Here is a 19723-nt window from a genome sequence, read left to right on the forward strand (position 1 = left end):
AAGCCCATGCGACGCTCCCTCCCCCTCCCCCGCCGCCCGATCCGCCTGGCGCCGCTCGCCCTCCCGCTGGCCATGGCGCTGGCCCTGCCGGCCGGCTTCCCGGTGGCGGCCCAGGCCCAGCCCCGCCCCCCCGCGCGCGCCGGCCACGGACAGGCCGCCCCGGCACCCCAGGACATGAACCGCATCGTCGCCGTGGTGAACGGCGAGGTGGTCACCCAGTCCGAGGTGGCGAGCCGCGCCAGGCTCTTCGCCATGACCACGGGGCTTGGCGCCTCCAGCGACCTGATCACGAGGCTGGAGCCGCAGATCGTCCGCCTCGTGATCGACGACCGGCTCCGCCTGCAGGAGATGCGGCGCCGGCGCATCGTGGTCAGCGACGAGGAGGTGGCGGCCGCCCTTTCCGACATCGAGAGCCGCAACAACCTGCCCAAGGGCGGGCTGGTGGCCCAGCTCCGCGCCGGCGGCGTGGACACGCGGGTGCTGTTCGACCAGATCCGCGTGCAGATCGGCTGGTCGCGCCTGATCCGCCAGGCCCTGGGCCAGCAGGCCGAGCCCACCGAGGCCGAGATCCGCGAGCGCGTGGAAGCGCACGAGGCGCGGGTCGGCCAGCCGGAATACCAGGTCTCCGAGATCTTCGTGCCCGTGGACGACCCCGCCCGCGCCGACGAGGTGCAGCGCTTCGTCAACGACGTGGTCGGCCGCCTGCGCGCCGGCATGCCCTTCCCCGTGGCCGCGACGCAGTTCTCGCAGAGCCAGACGGCCCTGCAGGGCGGCGACCTCGGCTGGGTCCGCCCGGAGGAGCTGGAGCCCGAGATCGCCCGCATCATCACGCAGATGCCGGTCGGCGCCATCAGCAACGCCGTGCGCGTGCCGGGCGGCTACCGCATCGTCGCCCTGCGGCAGAAGCGCGAGACCGGCCGCGACATCGCCACGCTGGTCACGCTGCGCCAGGCCTTCCTGCCCTTCACCAGCCAGCTCGATCCGCAGAACCCGACCGAGCAGCAGCGCGGCCAGCTGGAAAAGGCGCAGCGCGTGACCGGCGGCTGCGACGCGGTGGAGGCGGCGAACCGCGCCGCCGGCAGCGTCCGCCCCGCCGATCCCGGGCAGGTGCGGCAGGAGACGCTGGAGCCGCCGCAGCTGCGCCAGCTCGTCGCCAGCCTTTCCCCCGGCCGCGCCAGCCAGCCGATCGTGACGCCGGACGGCATCCTGGTGATCGCCGTCTGCTCGCGCGAAAGCCGCAATCTCGCCCAGTACACGCCGGAGATGGCCAAGGCGCAGATCCTGCGCGAGCGCGTCGAGCTGGTCTCGCAGCAGCAGCAGCGCAACCTGCGCCGCCAGGCGCAGATCGACATGCGCATCCGGCCCAGCGCCGCCAGGGACGGCTGATGCCCATGCCAGGCCGCATCGCGACGGGGCACCGCGTGGCCCATGTCTGACGCCCCGGAACCGGATACGCCCGCTGCCCTGCCCTCTCTCCGGGACACGGTGGCCCGCCATGGGCTGGACGCGCGCAAGTCGCTCGGCCAGCACTTCCTGCTGGACCCCGCGGTCTGCGAGCGCGTGGCGCGGCAGGCCGGCGACCTCGCCGGCCGCCATGTGGTGGAGGTCGGCCCCGGCCCCGGCGGGCTGACCCGCGCCCTGCTGGACAGCCCGGCCGCGCATGTCACCGCCATCGAGCTGGACCGCCGCGCCATCGCCGCCCTGGCGGAGCTTTCCGCCGCCTTCCCCGGACGGCTGACGGTGCTGGAGGCCGATGCGCTGGCGGTGGACGCCGCCGCCCTCACCGGCACGCCGCGCAAGGTCGTGGCCAACCTGCCCTACAATGTCGGCACGCCGCTGCTGGTGAACTGGCTGTCCCAGGCCGGCGCCTGGGAATCCCTGACGCTGATGTTCCAGCTCGAAGTGGCCGAGCGGATCGTCGCCGCCCCGGACACGGAGCATTACGGCCGCCTCGCGGTCCTCGCGCAATGGCGCTGCGCGGCCAGCATGGTGCTGCGCCTGCCGCCCGGCGCCTTCTCGCCGCCGCCCAGGGTCTGGTCCGCCGTGGTGCATCTCGTGCCGCGCCCGGTGCAGCCGGAACCGGCCCTGGCCCGCGCCATGGAGCGTGTCACCGCCGCCGCCTTCGGCCAGCGCCGCAAGATGCTGCGCGGCTCGCTGAAGTCGCTGGGCGGGGCCGAGGCGCTGCTGTCGGGCTGCGGCATCGAGCCGACGCGCCGCGCGGAAACGCTGGACATCGCCGAGTTCGAGGCCCTGGCACAGGCCCTGCTGGCGCGCGGGACCGGCTGAGGCTCGCCCCGGGGCAGGCCGCCCGGCCTCAGCCGTGCAGCCCCGGCGCCTCCTGACCGGTGCGCGCCACGTATTCGGTATAGCCGCCGTCGTACCGGTGGATGCCTTCCGGCGTCAGCTCCAGCACGCGGTTGGACAGCGCCGCCAGGAAGTGCCGGTCATGCGAGACGAACAGCATGGTGCCCTCGTACTCCGACAGGGCCGCGATCAGCATCTCCTTGGTCGCCATGTCCAGGTGGTTGGTCGGCTCGTCCAGCACCAGGAAGTTCGGCGGGTCGTAGAGCATCCGCGCCATCACCAGCCGAGCCTTCTCCCCACCCGAGAGCACGCGGCACTTCTTCTCCACCTCGTCGCCCGAGAAGCCGAAGCAGCCGGCCAGCGCCCGCAGCGAGCCCTGCGCCGCCTGGGGGAAGGCGTCCTCCAGCGACTGGAACACCGTGCGGTCGCCATCCAGCAGCTCCATGGCGTGCTGCGCGAAATAGCCCATCCTCACGCTGCCGCCGAGCGTCACGCTGCCCTGGTCCGGCTCGGTCGTCCCCGCCACCAGCTTCAGCAGCGTGGACTTGCCGGCGCCGTTGATGCCCAGCACGCAGCAGCGTTCCTTGCGGCGCAGGAGGAAGTCCAGCCCCTCGTAGATCACCCTGTTGCCGTAGCGCTTGTGCACGCCCTTCAGGTTCGCCACGTCGTCGCCCGAGCGCGGCGCCTGGCCGAACTCGAACACCACGGTCTGGCGGCGCTTCGGGGGCTCGACGCGGTCGATCTTCTCCAGCTTCTTGACGCGGCTCTGCACCTGCGCGGCGTGGGAGGCGCGGGCCTTGAAGCGCTCGATGAAGGCGATCTCCTTGGCCAGCATCGCCTGCTGCCGCTCGAACTGCGCCTGCTGCTGCCGCTCGTTCATGGCGCGCTGCTGCTCATAGAAGGCGTAATCGCCGGAATAGGAGGTCAGCGCCCCGCCATCGATCTCCAGCACCTTGTTGATGATGCGGTTCATGAACTCGCGGTCGTGCGAGGTCATCAGCAGCGCGCCGTCATAGCCCTTGAGGAACTGTTCCAGCCAGATCAGGCTTTCCAGGTCCAGGTGGTTGCTGGGCTCGTCCAGCAGCATCACGTCCGGGCGCATCAGCAGGATGCGCGCCAGCGCCACGCGCATCTTCCAGCCGCCGGACAGCTTGCCGACATCGCCCTCCATCATCTCCTGGCTGAAGCCGAGGCCTGCCAGCACCTCCCGCGCGCGGCCTTCCAGCGCGTAGCCGCCCAGCTCCTCGAAGCGCCCCTGCACCTCGCCGAAGCGCTCGATGATGGCGTCGAGGTCCTCCGCCTGCGCGGGGTCCGCCATGGCGGCCTCCAGCACCGCCAGCTCGGCCGCCACGGTGCTGACATCGCCGGCGCCGTCCATCACCTCCGCCACCGGGGTGCGGCCGGACATCTCCCCCACATCCTGGCTGAAGAAGCCGATGCTGACGCCACGGTCCACCAGCACCTGGCCGTCATCCGGCTGCTCCCGCCCGGTGATCATGCGGAACAGCGTGGTCTTGCCCGCGCCGTTGGGGCCGACCAGCCCGGCCTTCTCGCCGCGCTGGAGCGCCGCCGAGGCCTCGATGAAGACGAGCTGCTGGCCGTTCTGCTTGCTGATGGAGTCGAGGCGGATCATGGATACTCTCGGCCTGGGATGGGTGCGGCGCGCCGACGCCGGGAGGAGCCGTCCGAGACCACATCCGCAGACCGGCCGTCAACCACCGCCGGAACGGCAGGGTGGGGGGCGCCCCTTTCCGCCCCTCGCCCGGCTCCCCCTACAGCAACCCTTCCCGCCGGAAGCTGGTATGCCGCCCGTTGCCCACGATCACGTGGTCCTGCAACGCGATGCCCAGGCATTCCGCCGCCTGCCGGACCTGCTCGGTCATCAGCAGGTCGTCGCGGGACGGCGTGGGGTCGCCGCTCGGATGGTTGTGAACCAGGATCAGCCGCGCGGCGTCCAGCTCCAGCGCGCGCTTGACCACCTCGCGCGGATAGACCGGCGTATGGTTCACCGTGCCGCGCGCCTGCGCCTCGTCGGCCAGCAGCCGCTCCTCCGCATCCAGGAACAGGACCCGGAACTGCTCGATCCGCTCCCGCGCCAGGGAGGCGGTGAGATAGGCGAGCAGCCGGTCCCAGTTGTCCAGCACCGGCGCCGCCATGACCTCCGCCCGGGCGAGGCGCAGCGCCGCCTCCTGCACCAGCTTGAGCGCCGCGATGCTGTGGGTGCCGAGGCCGGGCACGCCGCGCAGCTCCCGCTGGCTGGCCGAAAGCAGGGCGGCGAAGCTGCCGAAGCGGCGCAGCGCCGCCTGCGCCAGGGCGCGCGGGTCGGCAGGCAGGACGAAGCCCAGCAGCAGCGCCGTCATGTCCTCCTCCGACAGCGCCGCCTCGCCCTCGTTGAGCAGGCGGCGGCGCAGCTCCACGGGCGACCCGGGCCGCGCCGCGGAGGCCGGGCCGCCCGGAACCGGAACGCCGGCGGCCGGAACCTCGGGCGCCGGAACCGGCCGGCTTCCCGGAACGGGCGCCAGGGCCGGATCGCGCGACAGGAAACCGGCGACATCCGAGAAACCGTCCGCCATCGTCAGATCAACCCCTCCCGCCGCAGGCTCAGCGGTTCCGCCTTTCCACCGGCGATCAGGTGGTCGTGCAGGGTGATGGCCAGCAGCGCGCCCGCCTTCCGCATCTGCTCCGTGCGCGCCACATCCTCCTCGCGCGGCTGGCCGCCGGGGCGCCAGGTCAGCAGGATCAGGGCCGTCGCATGCAGCTCCAGCGCCCGCCGCATAGTGGCGCGCGGCTCCTGCACGCCATCCTGGCTCTCGTCGGCGAGCAGCCGGTTCCGGTTGTCCAGGAACAGGACGCGCCCATGCGGCAGGCTGGTGCCGGGCGCCGCCTCCAGGGGCGCCGCCGCCAGATAGGCCATCAGCCGGTCCCAGCTCTTCAGCACGGGCCGTTCCGTCTCCTCCGCCCGGGCGAGGCGCGTGGCGGCCGCCGAGACGAGGTTCAGCGCGGCGATGCTGTCCATGCCCAGCGCCGTGGTCCGCCGCAGCCATCGCGGGTCAGCCCCCAGCACCGCCGCGAGGCTGCCGAACTGGTTGATCAGCCCCTTGGCCAGCGGCTTGGTGTCCCGGCGCGGGATGCCCAGGAAGAGCAGCATCTCCAGGATCTCGTAATCCGGCAGCGCCGCCGGTCCACCCTGCAGCAGCCGCTCCCGCATCCGGCTGCGGTGGCCCTGGGGGCCGGTGCCGGCGAAAACCGGCCCGCTGCCGGACCCGACCCGATTTCCGTGAAGCCCGGGATCTTCCCTCGGCATCGACGCGTCCTTCAGGCGCTCCCCGGAGGCGGGAGCATCAACCGAAGGTTGCATGTCTTTGGGCCACCGGCAACTTCCCGCGCAGGGGAGCGAACAAGGTCCCGGAGGCACCGGTCGCTCCGCCGCGCCGTGTTCCGGCGGGTGGGGAAGCGGAAGCCGCCCGCCGCGCCAGGCTCACCGACCGGCGGCCTGGGTGAGCGGAGACGGTCCCCCCGGCCCGGCGTTCAGCCGTCGAGCAGGAAACCGACGATGAGGCCCTGCGCGACACGGAACATGTCCACGCCGGTCGCCGTGCGGCAGCCGAGGTCGCACGGCGCCACATGGGCGGGGACGCAGAGCGCGTTCATGCCCCGCTCCGCCAGCGCATGGCTGACGCCGGAGGGCGATTTCACCTGGGCGACCGGGTCGCCCACGATCGGGTAGAGGCGCGTGGCGCCGTTCAGGCTTCCGGACATGATTCCCTCCATCCGCAATCTCCGGCGGTCGGCGGGAGACCTGCCGATCGCCGGAAAGACTTTCCAGAATCTTTCCTTGAGATCGGAAGCCCCTTTCAGTACCACCCCGGAGGCCCGCCCCACCCGGTCCCGGCCGGCCCTTTCGCAGCGGGCACGGCGCATCCGGAGTACCCAGCATGAACGCGATGCCATCCGAGGCCGAACCGGCGTGCGGCCTCGCCGCCTCCGGGGACCGCGGGCGCCGTGGCGCTTCGGCGGCGCCCAGCGGCGTCATGGACCGCACCTTCGCCGTGCTGCGGCTCCTGGCCGAGAATGCGGACGGGCTGCCGATCTCGGCCATCGCCGATCGCCTGGGCATCCCCCTCAGCGCCTCGCACCGCCTGCTTTCCGAACTCGCCGGGCACGGCGTCGTGCAGCAGGAACGCGGCCATGGCGACTACCGCCTGACCATGCGGCTGGTGACGCTTGCCTTCACCTATCTGGCGCGCAGCGGCGTCACCGACATCGCCCAGCCGGTTCTGGACCGCCTGGCCGCGCGGAGCGGCGAGCTGGTGCGCCTCGCGGTGATGGATGGCGACGGCGCCAACCGGAGCCTGACCTGGGTCGCCCGGGCGCAGGGCGCCCAGTCCGGCCTGCGCTACGACCCGGAGATGGGCCAGGTCGCCCCTCTCTCCTGCAGCGCCAGCGGCTGGGCCTGGCTCTCGACGCTCGGCGACGGGGAAGCCCTGGCCCTGGTGGAGCGCCAGGGCTTCGGCCCGCCCGAGGAATTCGGCCCGCGCGCCCCGCGCACGCCCAAGGCGCTGATCCAGGCACTGCGCCAGACCCGCAGGCGCGGCTATGCCGTGGCGATCCAGACCTTCACTCCCTGGATGTCGGCCATCGCGGCGCCGGTGCGCGCGCCGGATGGCACGGCCTGTGCCACGATCGGCATCGCCGGGCCGCTGATGCGCCTGCCGGAGGAGAAGCTGCACGGGCTCGCCCCGCTGATGCTGGAGGCGGCGGCGGAGATGACCCAGGCCAGCCTCGGCTCGCCCCTGCTGAACCGCGCCCTGCACGGTGCCCGGAACGCCATGGGGAGGCCGCGCTGACGGGCGGGATGGCGGAGGGCACGCGGGCGGGAAGCCGCGACACGCCGGGATCGGCGCCGGCGGCCCCGCCATGGCGGTGACAGCGGCGACGCGGGGGCCGGAGGCGGGCGTGGCGGGGAAGGCACCGCTCCTTGGCGGCATCACCGCCTGATCCGGCGGCCTGCGCCCCGGCCGCCCCCCGTGTATGGCCTCCCTGGGCGAACTTGGCTTTCATGGGTGCCGATCCGGCGATTCGCAGGCCCCCACAGCCATGGTCCCGTGGCCGGGCGGCCTTGCCGCGGCCAACCCTGGCCGGAGGCGCCCCGAAGCGCCGGCCGGATGTCATGCGCCGCACCTTTCGCGGTGCCGGGGAATGCCGCCGCCATGCGAGACCTCCTGCCGCCCCATACCCTGGCCGCTGGCCTGCTGGCAGCCTTCGTGGGCTTCGCCAGCTCCTTTGCCGTGGTGCTGCGCGGCCTGACCGCCGCCGGGGCCAGCCCGGCCCAGGCCGCCTCCGGCCTCATGGCCCTGGCCGTCGCCATGGGCCTCTGCGGCATCCTGCTCAGCCTGCGCACCCGCATGCCCGTCAGCGTCGCCTGGAGCACGCCCGGCGCCGCCCTCCTGGCCAGTTCCGGCGCCATCGCGGGCGGCTTCCCGGTGGCCGTCGGCGCCTTCCTCGCCTCCGCCCTGCTGGTGGTTCTGGCGGGCTGGTGGAAGCCGCTGGGCCGCTGGGTGGCCGCCATCCCCGCCACGCTGGCCAGCGCCATGCTGGCCGGGGTGCTGTTCGGCCTCTGCCTCGCCCCGGTGCGCGCGGTGGCGCAGATGCCGGGCCCGGCCCTGGCGGTGATCGCGGCCTGGGCCATCGCCGGGCGGCTGCACCGGCTGCTCGCCGTGCCGGCGGCGGTGATCGTGGCCTTCGGGATCATCCTGGCGATGCCGGGCGCCCCCATCGCGGCGAGCTGGCCCATCCCCGTGCCGGTGATGCCGCAATTCACCCTCCAGGCACTGATCGGCACCGCCATCCCGCTCTTCCTGGTCACCATGGCCTCGCAGAACATCCCCGGCCTGGCCACGCTCGGCCTCTACGGCTACCGCCCCGCGCCCGGGCCGCTGTTCCGCGCCACCGGCCTCTTCTCCGTCGCCGCCGCCTTCCTGGGCGGCCACGCGGTCAACCTCGCCGCCATCACCGCCGCCCTTTGCGCCAACGAGGACGCGCATCCCGACCCGGCGCAGCGCTGGAAGGCCGCCGTGGTGAACGGCGTGGGCTACATCCTCTTCGGCCTGCTCGCGGGCTTCGTCACGGCCTTCGTCGCGGCGGCGCCGGTGCTGGTGGAGGCGGTGGCCGGCCTCGCCCTGCTGGGCGCGCTGGGCGGTTCCCTGCAAGGCGCCATGGCCGTGCCGGAACAGCGCGAGGCGGCCATCGTCACCCTGCTCGTCACCGCTTCCGGCACCGCCTTCGCCGGGATCAGCGGCGCCTTCTGGGGCCTGCTGGCGGGCGGTGCCATGCTGGCGCTGTCGCGCTTCCGCAGGCCGCTGGAACCCTGAACCCGCTTTACCTGGCGTCAGGCCAGCCAGGAGCCCACCGGACGGCGCCCTCTTCGGGACGCCGGGCCGCGACCGCCGCCCTAGCCCCGCGCCGGCACGCCGGACACGCTGGCCCCTTCCGGCACATCGGCCACCACGGCGGCGCCCGCCCCCACCACGGCCCCGGCGCCCACCCGCACCAGCGGCCGCAGCGCCGCGTTGAGCCCGATCAGCGCCCCCTCCCCGACGCGCACCCCGCCGCCGAGCGCCGCGCCACAGGCGACATGCACGCCGTCGCCCAGCACGCCGTCATGCTCGACGATGGCGCCGCTGTTCAGGATCGCGCCCTCCCCCACCACGGCCCGCGCGCCCAGCACCACGCGGGGCAGCACGACGCTGCCGGCGCCGATCCGCGCACTGGGGGACAGGATGGCGGAGGGATGCGCGACCACCGGCAGGGCGAAGCCCAGGTCCCGCGCGTGCCGCAGCCAGCGCAGGCGGGTGGCGTTGTGCCCGATGGCCACCACCACCGCCCCGATCCCCTCGCCGCGCAGCCGCTCCAGCAGGGTCTCGTCGCCCAGAACCGGCACGCCCAGCACCGGCGCCCGCGCGCTCCGGTCGAGGCAGCCGGCGATCTCCATCCCGCCGGCCAACCCATTGGCGGCTCCGTTGGCGGCCCCATTGGCGGCCCCATTGGCGGCACGGATGCTCTCGATCAGCGCCGCGGCATGGCCGCCGGCACCGATCAGCACGACACGGGAAGGAAGCGGGGCCTGGGTCACGCCTTCCGCTAGCCCAGTCCGCCCGCCCGTTGAAGGGCCGGCGCCGCGATCCCCGCCTCAGTGGTCGCGGTGCAGGACCCGGTTCCGGCCGGCGGCCTTGGCGCCGTACATCAGCGAATCCGCCAGCGACAGGGCGGCATCCACGCTCTCCGGCGCGTTGTGGAAGCTCACCGCCCCGATCGAGGCCGTCACCGCCCAGCCCTTCGCCCGCATCGCCGCCTCCAGCATCCGCTGCAGGCGCTCCGCCACGATCGCGGCATCCGGCTCGCGGCCCGTCAGCAGCACGGCGAACTCGTCGCCGCCCAGCCGCGCCGCCATGTCCTCCCGCCGCAGGTTGTCCCACAGCACCGCCGCCAGTTCCCGCAGCACCTCGTCGCCGGTCGCGTGCCCCTCGCGGTCGTTCACCTGCTTGAACCCGTCCAGGTCGAGGTAGAGCAGGGCGAAGCCCTCGCCATGCCGGTTCAGCCGGGCGACCGCCTTGTCCAGCGCGTCCATCAGGGCCGGCCGGTTCAGCAGCCCGGTCAGGGCATCGGTCATCGAAAGCCGGTGCACCCGGTTCATGGCGCGGCGGAGCTCGAGCGTGGTCATCACCGCCTCGGCCAGCCGGACCAGGATGCGCTGCCGCTCGGCGCTCATCCGCCGCGGCTTGCGGTCCAGCACGCAGAGGGTTCCCAGCACCGCCCCCTCCGGATTGACCAGCGGCACGCCGGCGTAGAAGCGGATATCCGGTGCCCCCGTCACCAGCGGGTTGCCGGCGAAGCGCGGATCGCGGCTGGCATCGGGGATCACCAGCGGCGTCCCGGGCTCCAGGATGGCATGCGCGCAGAAGGCATGCTCCCGTGGCGCTTCCGGCGCCTCCAGCCCATGATGCGCCTTGAACCAGGCACGCTCGGCATCCACCAGCGAGACCATCGAGATGGGACTCTCCGTCAGATCCGCGGCGAGCCGGGCGATGTTGTCGAAACTGGCCTCGCAGGCCGTGTCCAGCACGTCATAGGAGCGCAGGGCCGCGAGACGGTCTTCCTCGGAAAGCGGCATCAGGTGGGGAAGCATCGCGGCGACCTCCAGCGGGATCTCATGGCGGGGCCATCCTGCCGGGCCGGGAGTCCGGGGCAGGAAAATCCAGGCGCAACTCACCAGGGCATCCACAACTATGGGTTGTTTCGGCCGCCGTGAAAATCCTCCCCCTCGCCATGCCCGTCCCGGCGCCGCGCTTCTCCCGGGATGGGTGGCTCCGCTGCCACGCCTGTTCTATCAGGTCGCCCGTTCCAGGTTCCGGAGTTACCGACGCATGACCGACACGCCGCCCGACCGCCTTTCCGTCAACCCGAAGAGCCCGCATTTCGACAAGTCCGTGCTGGAACGCGGCGTCGGCGTCCGCTTCAAGGGCGTGGACCGCAACAATGTCGAGGAATACTGCGTCAGCGAGGGCTGGGTCCGCCTGACCGTGGGCAACACGCTCGACCGCAAGGGCAATCCCATGACCATCAAGCTCCAGGGCACGGTGGAGCCCTATTTCCGCCCGCCCCAGGACTGACAACGCCCCCCTTATCGGTGCAGCGCGGCAAACGGTGGTGGCGGGATGGGAGGGAAATCGGCTAACCATCGGGAATCCATGAACCTTCACGAGATCCCGGCCCACCTCCCCTTTCTGGACGTCCTGGCCCGGGGGGTGGTGCGCCTCGCCGGGGCGGAGGATCCGGCCGCCCCGGATCCCACCATCCTGGCCCGCGCCACGATCCTGCTGCCCACCCGGCGCGCCGCCCGCAGCCTGCGCGAGAGCTTCCTGCGCGCCGCCGGACAGGTGAACGGGGCGCAGGCCCTGCTGCTGCCGCGCCTGCGCCCCCTGGCCGGGCTTTCGGTGGAGGATGCGGAGGAGCTCTCCCTCCCCGCCCTGATGGACCAGCCCCCGGCGGTGGACCCGGCGCGGCGTCTCGCGGTGCTGACCGCGCTGGTGATGCGCCTGCCGCCGAACTACGGCGGCCCCTCGCATCCCGACCAGGCCTGGCGGCTGGCGCAGGAGCTGGCGACGCTGCTGGACGAGATGGCGCTGGAGGATTGCGACCCCGCCCGCCTGCCCTCCCTGGTGCCGGACCGGCTGGCCCGGCACTGGCAGATCACCCATGTCTTCCTCAACGGCGTGATCCAGGAATGGCAGGCCTGGCTGGCGAAGCAGGGCCTCTCCGACATCGGCACCCGCCGCGTCGCCACCATCCGCGCCCAGACCGCGCTGTGGAAGGAGAACCCGCCGGAGGATCTGGTGATCGCCGCCGGGATCGGCCTGGGCGGCACCATCCCCGCCGCCGCCGAGCTGCTGAAGGTCCTGGCGCACTGCCCCAACGGCCATGTGGTCCTGCACGGCGCCGGCGAGCCGCTGCCCCCGCAGCCATGGGACGAGCTCTGCGCCAGCCATACCCACCCCCTCTGCGGACAGGTGCGGCTGCTCCAGGCCATGGGCGCCACGCCGGGCGACCTGAGGCCCTGGCCTTCCCCGGGGCCCCACGGCCTGCCGCCCGACCCGGCCGGGGAGGCGCGCGGCACCCTGCTCGCCCGCGCCCTGCGCCCGCCCGGCGACATCGCCTGCTGGCAGGAGAAGGCGCCGGAACGCTGGGCCCCGGCCCTCGACCACCTCACCCTCCTCACCGCACCGGACGAGGCCGGCGAGGCCGCCGCCATCGCCCTGCTGCTGCGCGAGGCGCTGGAAACCCCCGGCAGCCGCGCCGCCCTGGTGACGCCGGACCGCGACCTCGCCCGCCGTGTCTGCGTGGAGCTCGCCCGCCATGGCGTGCTGGCCGATGATTCCGCCGGCCAGCCCCTGGCCCAGACCCCGACCGGCGCCTTCCTGCGCCTGATCGCGCGCATGGTGGCGGAGGAATTCTCCCCCGTCGCCCTGCTCGCCTGCCTGAAGCACCCCTCCTGCGCCGGCGGCATGGCGCGGGCCGACTGGCTGCGCGCGCTGCGCGACCTGGAGCGCCACGCGCTGCGCGGTCCCCGCCCCGCTCCCGGTCTCGCCGGGCTCCGCGCCGCCACGGCACGCGCCTTCGCCGAGCCGGGCGCCGAGGCCCCGGCCGAAAGCGAGGCGCGGCGGCAGGCCCGGCTGGAACGCCAGGCCCGCACCACCGCCCTGCTCGATGCGCTGGAACGCGCCCTGGGCGGCTTCACCGACCTGCCCGAGATCGGCCGCCCGCCCGCAGCCGTGCTGGAAGGCCTGCTCGACGCCGCCGAGGCCCTGGCCGCCACCGACAGCGAGCCCGGCGGGCTGCGCCTCTATGCCGGGGAGGAGGGCGAGCCGCTGGCCGTGCATCTCGCCTCGCTCGGCCCGGCCATGGAATGCCTGCCGCCCGTCTCGGCCGCCGCCTGGCCCGCGCTGTTCGACGCGCTGCTCGAAGGGCCGCTGGCCCCGGGCGTGCGCAACATGCGCGGGCGCCAGGGCGGCAGCCATCCGCGGGTGCAGGTGCTGGGCCTGCTGGAGGCGCGGCTGCAATCCTTCGACCGCGTGGTGCTGGGCGCGCTGGAGGAAACCGTCTGGCCCATCGCCACCGATCCCGGCGCCTGGATGAGCCGCCCGATGCGCCGCGAGTTCGGCTTGCCGGCGCCGGAGGCCCGCATCGGCCGCGTCGCCGCCGATTTCATGATGAGCGCCCTGTCCGCCCCGGACGTGGTGCTGAGCCATGCCCGCAAGCGCGGCGGCAGCCCGTCGGTGCAGGCACGCTGGCTGACCCGGCTGCAGATCTTCCTGCACGGCCAGGGCCTGCGGATCGAAGCCTCGCCCGCCACCGGCTGGGCGGAGCGGCTGGACATGCCGGAGGTCGTCCTCCCCTGCCCCCGCCCGGCCCCGGCCCCGCCGGTGCTGCTGCGCCCGCGCCGCCTGACCGTCACCGATGTCTGGGACCTGAAGGCCGATCCCTATGCCTGGTACGCCAAGCGCGTGCTGCGGCTGCGCCCCCTCGATCCGCTGGATGCCGAGGCCGACGGCGCCGCCTTCGGCTCGGTGGTGCATGACGCGGTGGCGGCCTGGACCCGCCGCTGCGCCGGTGCCTATGGCGACCGGGCCCTGGAATGGTTCGGGGAAGCGGTGGAGGAAGCGATCCGCCGGCACGCCCCGCGCCCCGGCCTCGCCGCCTTCTGGCGCCCGCGCCTGCGCCGCATCGGCGAATTCCTGCTGGCCACCGAGCGGGAACGCCCCGAGGTGCGGGAACGCCACCCCGAACAGTCCGGCCAGATCGAGCTGCCCTGCGGCGTGCGGCTGGAAGGGCGCGCCGACCGGCTGGACATCCTGGCCGATGGCGGCCTCGCCATCCTCGACTTCAAGACCGGCGCCCCCCCGGCCCAGATCGCCATCCAGGACGGCCGCGCGCCGCAGCTGCCGCTGGAGGCCGCCATGGCGCTCAAGGGCGGCTTCCCCGGCATCGCCCCCGCCACGGTTTCGGCGCTGGAGCACTGGAAGCTCTCGGGTACCATCGAGGAAGGCGAGCGACTCGTCTTCAAGCCCAGGGGCGACGTGACCGTGACAGAGGTGGCCGAGGCGGCATGGCGGCAGGTGGACGTGCTGGCACGGGAATTCCTGCTGGGCGACCGTCCCTTCCTGGCGCGCCCGCATCCGGGCCGCAGCCCCCGCAACACGGATTACGAACACCTGTCCCGCCAGCGCGAATGGGGCGGGGCCGAGGAAGCGGGCGCGGAGTGAAGCCACTGTCCCCCATGCCCGCGCCGCGCCCGTGGCCGGCCCCGGGGGAGAGGCGCCGCCTCTCCGCCCGGCCCCCCTCTCCGCCGGGGACCGGAGCCGGTCCCCGGACCCCGGGCCTGAGTTGGCTCTCCGTGGCGGCCGTCCGCCCGGCGCCCGACCCTTCGGAGCAGGCGGAGACGCGGGGCTCCCGGAAAAAGACCAGCACCCCTTTCGCGCGGATGGCGCCGCCAGTCGCCGGAGAGCGTCGCTCTCCGGCGCGAACCGGCCACGGCAGGCGCCATCTCATCGGGTCCAGGGCCCGCAGGGTCCTGGCGGATAGGGGGGCCGGGGGAAAGGCGGCGCCTTTCACCCGGGATGGCGCAACGCCCAGGCCAGGATCGAGACCGGCGTGAACATTCCTCTTTCCGCCCGCGAACGCGCCCAGAACGCCCAGCGCCTCGCCTCCGACCCGCGCCTTTCCGCCTGGGTGGGGGCCTCGGCCGGTTCCGGCAAGACCAAGGTGCTCACCGACCGCGTGCTGCGCCTGCTGCTTCGCGAGGGCACGGAGCCGGGCCGCATCCTCTGCCTCACCTTCACCAAGGCGGCGGCGGCGGAGATGGCGATCCGGCTCAACCGGCGCCTGGGCCGCTGGGCCGTCACCGACGATGCCGACCTGCGTGGGGAGATCGAGGCGCTGACCGGCGAGCCGGTGCCGCCCGCGCAGCTCGCCACCGCGCGCAAGCTGTTCTGCCGCGTGCTGGAACAGCCGGGCGGGATGCGGATCGCCACGATCCACGCCTTCTGCCAGTCGCTGCTGCGCTCCTTCCCGCTGGAGGCCGAGCTGCCGCCGCAGTTCGCCATGCTGGAGGACGCGGATTCCGCCACCCTGCTGGCCGAGGCGCGGGAGGCGGCGCTGTCCGGCGGGCGCGTGCCCCCGGAAACCCTGGCCGCCCTGGCCCGCCTTGTCACCGCCGACCGGATCGCCGAGGCGCTGCGCGAGATGGCGGGGCGGCGGGAGAAGCTGGCCGCGCTGTTCGAGACGCCCGGCGGCGCGCTGGCGCTGGGACGGAGGCTGGGCCGGCGCCTCGGCCTGCCGGAAGGGGAGCGCGAGGAGGACCTGGCGGCGCTGATCTGCGACATCCCCCCGGCGGTCGCGGAACAGGCGAAGGCGCTGCTCGCCCACAAGACCAAGACGGCGCGCGACCTCGGCCAGCGGATGCTCGATTTCCTGGCCCTGCCGCCGGAGGAGCGCGCGGCGCAGCAGGCGGAATGGTGGGACTGCCTGCACACCGGCAAGGGCGATCTCCGCAAGGCGCTGGAGCCCTTCGACACGCTGACGGCGGAATCCGCGCGGCTCCGCTCGTTCCAGGAACGCGCCAACGCGCACCGCCTGCTGGCTGCCACCAGCGCGCTGCTGGTCGCCGCCGGGCCGGTGCTGTCCGACTACGCCGCCCGCAAGCGCCGCATGGGCGCGCTGGACTTCGACGACCTGATCCACCACGCGCAGCGCCTGCTGCGCGACCCCGGCTCGGCCTGGGTGCTGTTCAAGCTCGATGGCGGCCTCGACCACATCCTGCTCGACGAGGCGCAGGACACCAACCCGGCGCAATGGGGCATCGCCGAGGCGCTGGCCGAGGAATTCTTCGCCGGCGAGGGTGTGCGCGAGGCCGGGGAGCGCACGCTCTTCGTGGTGGGCGACGAGAAGCAGTCGATCTACGGCTTCCAGGGTGCCGACGCGCAGGGCTTCGCCACCTGGGAGGCGCGCTTCTCGCAGCAGGTGCGGCAGGCCGGCGGCAACTTCCAGCCGGTGGCGCTGGATGTGAGCTTCCGCTCCTGCGCCCCGGTCCTGCAGCTCGTCGATGCCGTCTTCCACGAAGGCGCCGCGCGGGCCGGCGTGGTGCGGCCGGATGGCGAGCCGCTGCGCCACTTCCCCGACCGCGCCGGCCATGCCGGCAGCGTCGAGGTCTGGCCCCTGCTCGCGCGCGGCAGCACGGAGGACCCGGAGCCCTGGTTCGTGCCGAGCCAGCCGGTGGTGGCGCAGGATGCCGACGCGCTGCTGGCCGAGACCCTGGCCGCGCGCATCGACCACATGGTGCGGCATGAGACCCTGCCCGCGCGCGGCGACCGCCCGATCCGCCCCGGCGACATCATGATCCTGGTCCGCCGCCGCACCCGGCTGACGGAGCTTCTGGTGCGCCAGCTCAAGCGGCGCGGCGTGGCGGTGGGCGGCGTGGACCGCATCGCGCTGGTGGAACAGATCGCGGTGCAGGACCTGCTGGCGCTCTGCGACGTGCTGCTGCTGCCGGAAGACGACCTGCAACTGGCGGCGCTGCTGAAATCGCCCCTGATCGGGCTGGAGGAGGAGGCGCTCTTCGCCCTCTCCCATGACCGGGACGGCCCGCTCTGGCACCGCCTGCTCCAGCACCGGGGCGCGCTGACGGCGGAGGGCCGGGCCGCCGGCTGGATCGCCACGCTGGCCGACCGCGCCGACCTGGTCACGCCGCACGCCCTGCTGAGCGAGGTGCTGGGCGAGCATGGCGGCCGCGCGAAGCTGCTGGAACGCCTGGGCGGCGACGCGGCGGATGCGCTGGACGAGCTGCTGAACGCCGCGCTGCGCTACGAGAACCGCCACCCGCCCTCCCTCCAGGGCTTCACCCACTGGCTCCGGCGCGGCGGCGCCGAGGTGAAGCGCGAGGCCGAGAATGCCGGCGACGCCGTGCGCATCCTCACCGCCCATGGCGCCAAGGGCCTCCAGGCGCCGGTGGTGATCATCCCCGATGTCGGGCGCGGCGGCCGCAACTCGCCCCTGCGCTGGGAGGAGGAGGACGCCTCCCTGTCCCTCCCCCTCTGGGCGCCACGCAAGGAGTTCCAGGCCCGCGCCTGGCAGGAGGCCGAGCGCCGCCGCGCCGAGGCCGATGCCGAGGAGGAGAACCGCCTGCTCTACGTGGCGCTGACCCGCGCCGAGGACCGGCTGCTGCTTTGCGGGCTGGAGCCGAAGAAGGTGGTGGAGACGAGCTGGCATGGGCTGGTGCGCCAGGGCATCGCCCGCTGCGGCGGCGTGGCGGAGGAAGAGTTCGACCCCGCGGCCTTCGGCGGGCCGCCCGGCATGGGCTTCTCCGGCCCGCTCTACCGCCTGTCCTCCGCCCAGACCGCCGAGCCCCGGCCGGACCGCGAGGGCGCCGGCAAGGCACTGTCCGCCGCGCTGCCCGCCTGGGCGCACCACCCCGCCAGGCCCGAGGCCTCGGAGGACCCGGTGGCACCCTCGCGCCTCGCGGGCGAGGAAACCGTGCCCCCCGCCGCCGCGCCGCATGGGCAGAAGGACCCCTCCGGCCGCCGCTTCCGGCGCGGCACGCTGATCCATGCCCTGCTGCAACACCTGCCGGAACATCCCGAGGCAGCGCGCGAGGCCGTGGCGCAGCGCCACCTCGCACGGCCCGGGCACGGCCTGTCCCCGGAGGAACAGGAGGCGACCCGCGCCGAGGTGATGCGGGTCCTGCACCACCCCGCCCTGGCGGAGGCCTTCGGCCCCGGCAGCCTGTCGGAAGCGCCGCTCGCCGGCCGCATCGGCGGCGTGACGGTGGCGGGGCAGGTGGACCGGCTCTGGATCGGAGGCGACCGGATCGTGGTGGCGGACTACAAGACCAACCGCCCCCCGCCGGAACGGGCCGAGGACGTCTCGCCCGCCTATCTGCGGCAGATGGCGGCCTACCGCGCCGTGCTGCGCGCGGCCTGGCCGGGGCGGCGGATCGAATGCTTGCTGGTCTGGACTTGGTCCGGCGTGGTGATGCCGCTGCCGGAATCCCTGCTGGACCGCAACCTTCCCCAGGCCCTGAACCCGTCCCCTAGCCCGGCCCCCGCCGCGGAACCGGCATGAAAGCCACCGCCCCTGCCGGCTTCCGTCCCGGAGCGGCCTCGTTCAGCCCGCCGGCCGCGCCGCCCCATGGTATGCGTCCCGGCCCTCGCCCTGCGCCGATGCGCGGGGATGCCCATCCGGGACCTCGTCCCCTTCCAGGTCGTGCAGGTCCCAGAGGTCGGGCTCGCAGCCGATCTGCTCGACGATCCACCGGCGCGCCTCCTCTGGATCCGAGAAGAACTCCAGCCCGTTCACATCGAACGCCGGCTCGCGCTGCGGGTACACGCCAGCATAGGCAGCCTTGAACAGCCGTGGCGACATCCGCTCGATGCTTCCGATGGTCAGCATGGCTTTTCCTGGCCCGACTCGCATGTTGCCTGCACGCAACACTGATTGAGGCCTATATATCACATAATCGGCGCAACCAAGGGTAGAGCCATCAGCGTTCCTCATGCGTAAAATTTATGGGATTTCTTGAAGGAGGCGGGACTTGGAGTCAGTGGACTGCGTGGTGGCCGGCGCCGGGGTGGTGGGCCTCGCCGTCGCCCGGAGCCTGGCCCTGGCCGGGCGGGAGGTCCTGCTGCTGGAAGCCGCCGAGGCGATCGGCACGGGCACATCCTCCCGCAACAGCGAGGTCATCCATGCCGGCATCTACTATCCCGCCGGCAGCCTGATGGCGCGCCACTGCGTGGCCGGGCGACGGATGCTCTACGCATTCTGCGCGGAACGCGGCGTGCCCCATGCCCGCTGCGGCAAGCTGATCGCTGCCACCTCGGAGGAGGAGGCGGGCAGGCTCGCCTCGATCCAGGCCCGCGCCGCCGCCAACGGGGTGGAGGACATGCGCGTCCTGTCCCGCGACGAGGCCGTGGCGCTGGAGCCCGCCCTGTCCTGCCACGGCGCCCTGCTCTCGTCCTCCACGGGCATCCTCGACAGCCACGCCTACATGCTGGCCCTGCAGGGCGACGCGGAGAATGCCGGGGCCGTGCTGGCCTTCCACAGCCCCGTGCTGTCCGGCCGGGTGGTACCCAAGGGCATCGTGCTGGAGACCGGCGGCGCCGAGCCGATGACCCTGCTCTGTCGCAGCCTGGTCAATGCCGCGGGCCTCGGCGCCCCGGCGCTCGGCCGCGCCATCGCGGGCCTGCCGCCGGAGACCGTGCCCCGGGAATACTACGCCAAGGGCAACTACTTCACCCTCGCCGGCCGCTCGCCCTTCTCGCGCCTCATCTACCCCGTGCCCGTGCCGGGCGGGCTGGGCACCCACCTGACCATCGACCTCGGCGGCCAGGCGCGCTTCGGCCCGGATGTCGAATGGGTGGACCATATCGACTACGAGGTGGACCCCCGCCGCGGCGACAGCTTCTACGAGGCCATCCGCCGCTACTGGCCCGCCCTGCCCGACGGCGCCCTCCAGCCCGGCTATTCCGGCATCCGCCCCAAGATCGTGCCCCGGGGCGCTCCGGCCCAGGACTTCGTGATCCAGGGCCCCGCCCTGCATGGCGTCCCCGGCCTGGTGAACCTCTACGGCATCGAAAGCCCCGGCCTCACCGCCTCCCTCTCCCTCGCCGGGGCCGTTCGCGACATACTGGCCGCCTGATCCCCCGGCCGGTCCGCGCATCCCGTCTGGCGTTGCGCCGCCCCGGGGGACAAGGCTCCGCCTTTTCCGCCGGACCCCCTTGTCCGCCAGGACCCTGAGGGTCCTGGACCTCCCGTTCGTTGGCGCTTGCTGGTGCCGGATCGCGCCGGAGAGCCAACGAAAGCCCGGGGCCCG

15 protein-coding genes are annotated in these 19723 nt (G+C 73.6%); 8 read left to right on the forward strand and 7 right to left on the reverse strand.

The window, feature by feature from the left end; genetic code table 11:
* Window positions 1–6: 6 nt before the first annotated feature.
* Window positions 7–1386, forward strand: coding sequence for a peptidylprolyl isomerase (locus CTJ15_RS13625; RefSeq protein ID WP_099781620.1), 1380 nt, complete (start codon window positions 7–9; stop codon window positions 1384–1386).
* 42 nt (window positions 1387–1428) lie between these two features.
* A complete protein-coding gene (gene rsmA / locus CTJ15_RS13630) occupies window positions 1429–2286 on the forward strand; it encodes a 16S rRNA (adenine(1518)-N(6)/adenine(1519)-N(6))-dimethyltransferase RsmA (protein WP_099781621.1) in 858 nt (285 codons plus the stop codon).
* A 28-nt stretch (window positions 2287–2314) separates the two neighbouring features.
* Here the strand turns inward: rsmA and CTJ15_RS13635 are convergent, their stop codons facing one another.
* From CTJ15_RS13635 to CTJ15_RS13650, 4 genes are all read right to left on the reverse strand, one after another.
* The gene (locus tag CTJ15_RS13635) at window positions 2315–3937 is read right to left on the reverse strand and encodes an ABC-F family ATP-binding cassette domain-containing protein (RefSeq protein WP_019461669.1); all 1623 of its coding nucleotides are present in this window, start codon (window positions 3935–3937) and stop codon (window positions 2315–2317) included.
* A 139-nt stretch (window positions 3938–4076) separates the two neighbouring features.
* Window positions 4077–4877, reverse strand: coding sequence for a DNA repair protein RadC (radC, locus tag CTJ15_RS13640; RefSeq protein ID WP_058389941.1), 801 nt, complete (start codon window positions 4875–4877; stop codon window positions 4077–4079).
* Between the two features lie 2 nt (window positions 4878–4879).
* Window positions 4880–5512 carry a RadC family protein gene (locus CTJ15_RS13645; protein WP_193009678.1) on the reverse strand — a complete coding sequence of 211 codons (633 nt, stop codon included), beginning with the start codon at window positions 5510–5512 and terminating at the stop codon, window positions 4880–4882.
* Window positions 5513–5832: 320 nt separating this feature from the next.
* A complete protein-coding gene (locus tag CTJ15_RS13650; RefSeq protein WP_216348670.1) occupies window positions 5833–6063 on the reverse strand; it encodes a hypothetical protein in 231 nt (76 codons plus the stop codon).
* Window positions 6064–6239: 176 nt separating this feature from the next.
* On the opposite strand from CTJ15_RS13650, the gene CTJ15_RS13655 reads away from it, so the two are divergent.
* A complete protein-coding gene (locus CTJ15_RS13655; protein ID WP_079253544.1) occupies window positions 6240–7151 on the forward strand; it encodes an IclR family transcriptional regulator in 912 nt (303 codons plus the stop codon).
* Between the two features lie 363 nt (window positions 7152–7514).
* Window positions 7515–8675, forward strand: coding sequence for a benzoate/H(+) symporter BenE family transporter (locus CTJ15_RS13660; protein ID WP_019461674.1), 1161 nt, complete (start codon window positions 7515–7517; stop codon window positions 8673–8675).
* An 80-nt stretch (window positions 8676–8755) separates the two neighbouring features.
* On the opposite strand, the gene CTJ15_RS13665 is transcribed toward CTJ15_RS13660, so the two are convergent.
* Both CTJ15_RS13665 and CTJ15_RS13670 read right to left on the reverse strand, forming a co-directional pair.
* Window positions 8756–9436: a NeuD/PglB/VioB family sugar acetyltransferase gene (locus tag CTJ15_RS13665; RefSeq protein ID WP_026033292.1), complete on the reverse strand. Its 681-nt coding sequence runs from the start codon at window positions 9434–9436 to the stop codon at window positions 8756–8758.
* A 57-nt stretch (window positions 9437–9493) separates the two neighbouring features.
* Window positions 9494–10489 carry a diguanylate cyclase gene (locus CTJ15_RS13670; protein ID WP_019461676.1) on the reverse strand — a complete coding sequence of 332 codons (996 nt, stop codon included), beginning with the start codon at window positions 10487–10489 and terminating at the stop codon, window positions 9494–9496.
* Window positions 10490–10727: 238 nt separating this feature from the next.
* Here CTJ15_RS13670 and CTJ15_RS13675 point away from each other — a divergent pair, with 238 nt between their 5' ends.
* From CTJ15_RS13675 to addA, 3 genes are all read left to right on the forward strand, one after another.
* The gene (locus CTJ15_RS13675) at window positions 10728–10973 is read left to right on the forward strand and encodes a DUF3297 family protein (RefSeq protein ID WP_019461677.1); all 246 of its coding nucleotides are present in this window, start codon (window positions 10728–10730) and stop codon (window positions 10971–10973) included.
* Window positions 10974–11051: 78 nt separating this feature from the next.
* A complete protein-coding gene (addB, locus tag CTJ15_RS13680; RefSeq protein ID WP_099781623.1) occupies window positions 11052–14123 on the forward strand; it encodes a double-strand break repair protein AddB in 3072 nt (1023 codons plus the stop codon).
* Window positions 14124–14511: 388 nt separating this feature from the next.
* Window positions 14512–17976, forward strand: coding sequence for a double-strand break repair helicase AddA (addA, locus tag CTJ15_RS13685; RefSeq protein ID WP_058389133.1), 3465 nt, complete (start codon window positions 14512–14514; stop codon window positions 17974–17976).
* A 42-nt stretch (window positions 17977–18018) separates the two neighbouring features.
* Here the strand turns inward: addA and CTJ15_RS13690 are convergent, their stop codons facing one another.
* Window positions 18019–18303, reverse strand: a complete 285-nt coding sequence (locus CTJ15_RS13690; protein WP_058389132.1) for a hypothetical protein — start codon at window positions 18301–18303, stop codon at window positions 18019–18021.
* 142 nt (window positions 18304–18445) lie between these two features.
* On the opposite strand from CTJ15_RS13690, the gene CTJ15_RS13695 reads away from it, so the two are divergent.
* A complete protein-coding gene (locus CTJ15_RS13695; RefSeq protein WP_099781624.1) occupies window positions 18446–19549 on the forward strand; it encodes an NAD(P)/FAD-dependent oxidoreductase in 1104 nt (367 codons plus the stop codon).
* Window positions 19550–19723: the final 174 nt, after the last annotated feature.

Source organism: Roseomonas sp. FDAARGOS_362 (genome assembly GCF_002754815.1).
In the GTDB taxonomy this organism is placed as follows: Bacteria; Pseudomonadota; Alphaproteobacteria; order Acetobacterales; family Acetobacteraceae; genus Roseomonas; species Roseomonas mucosa.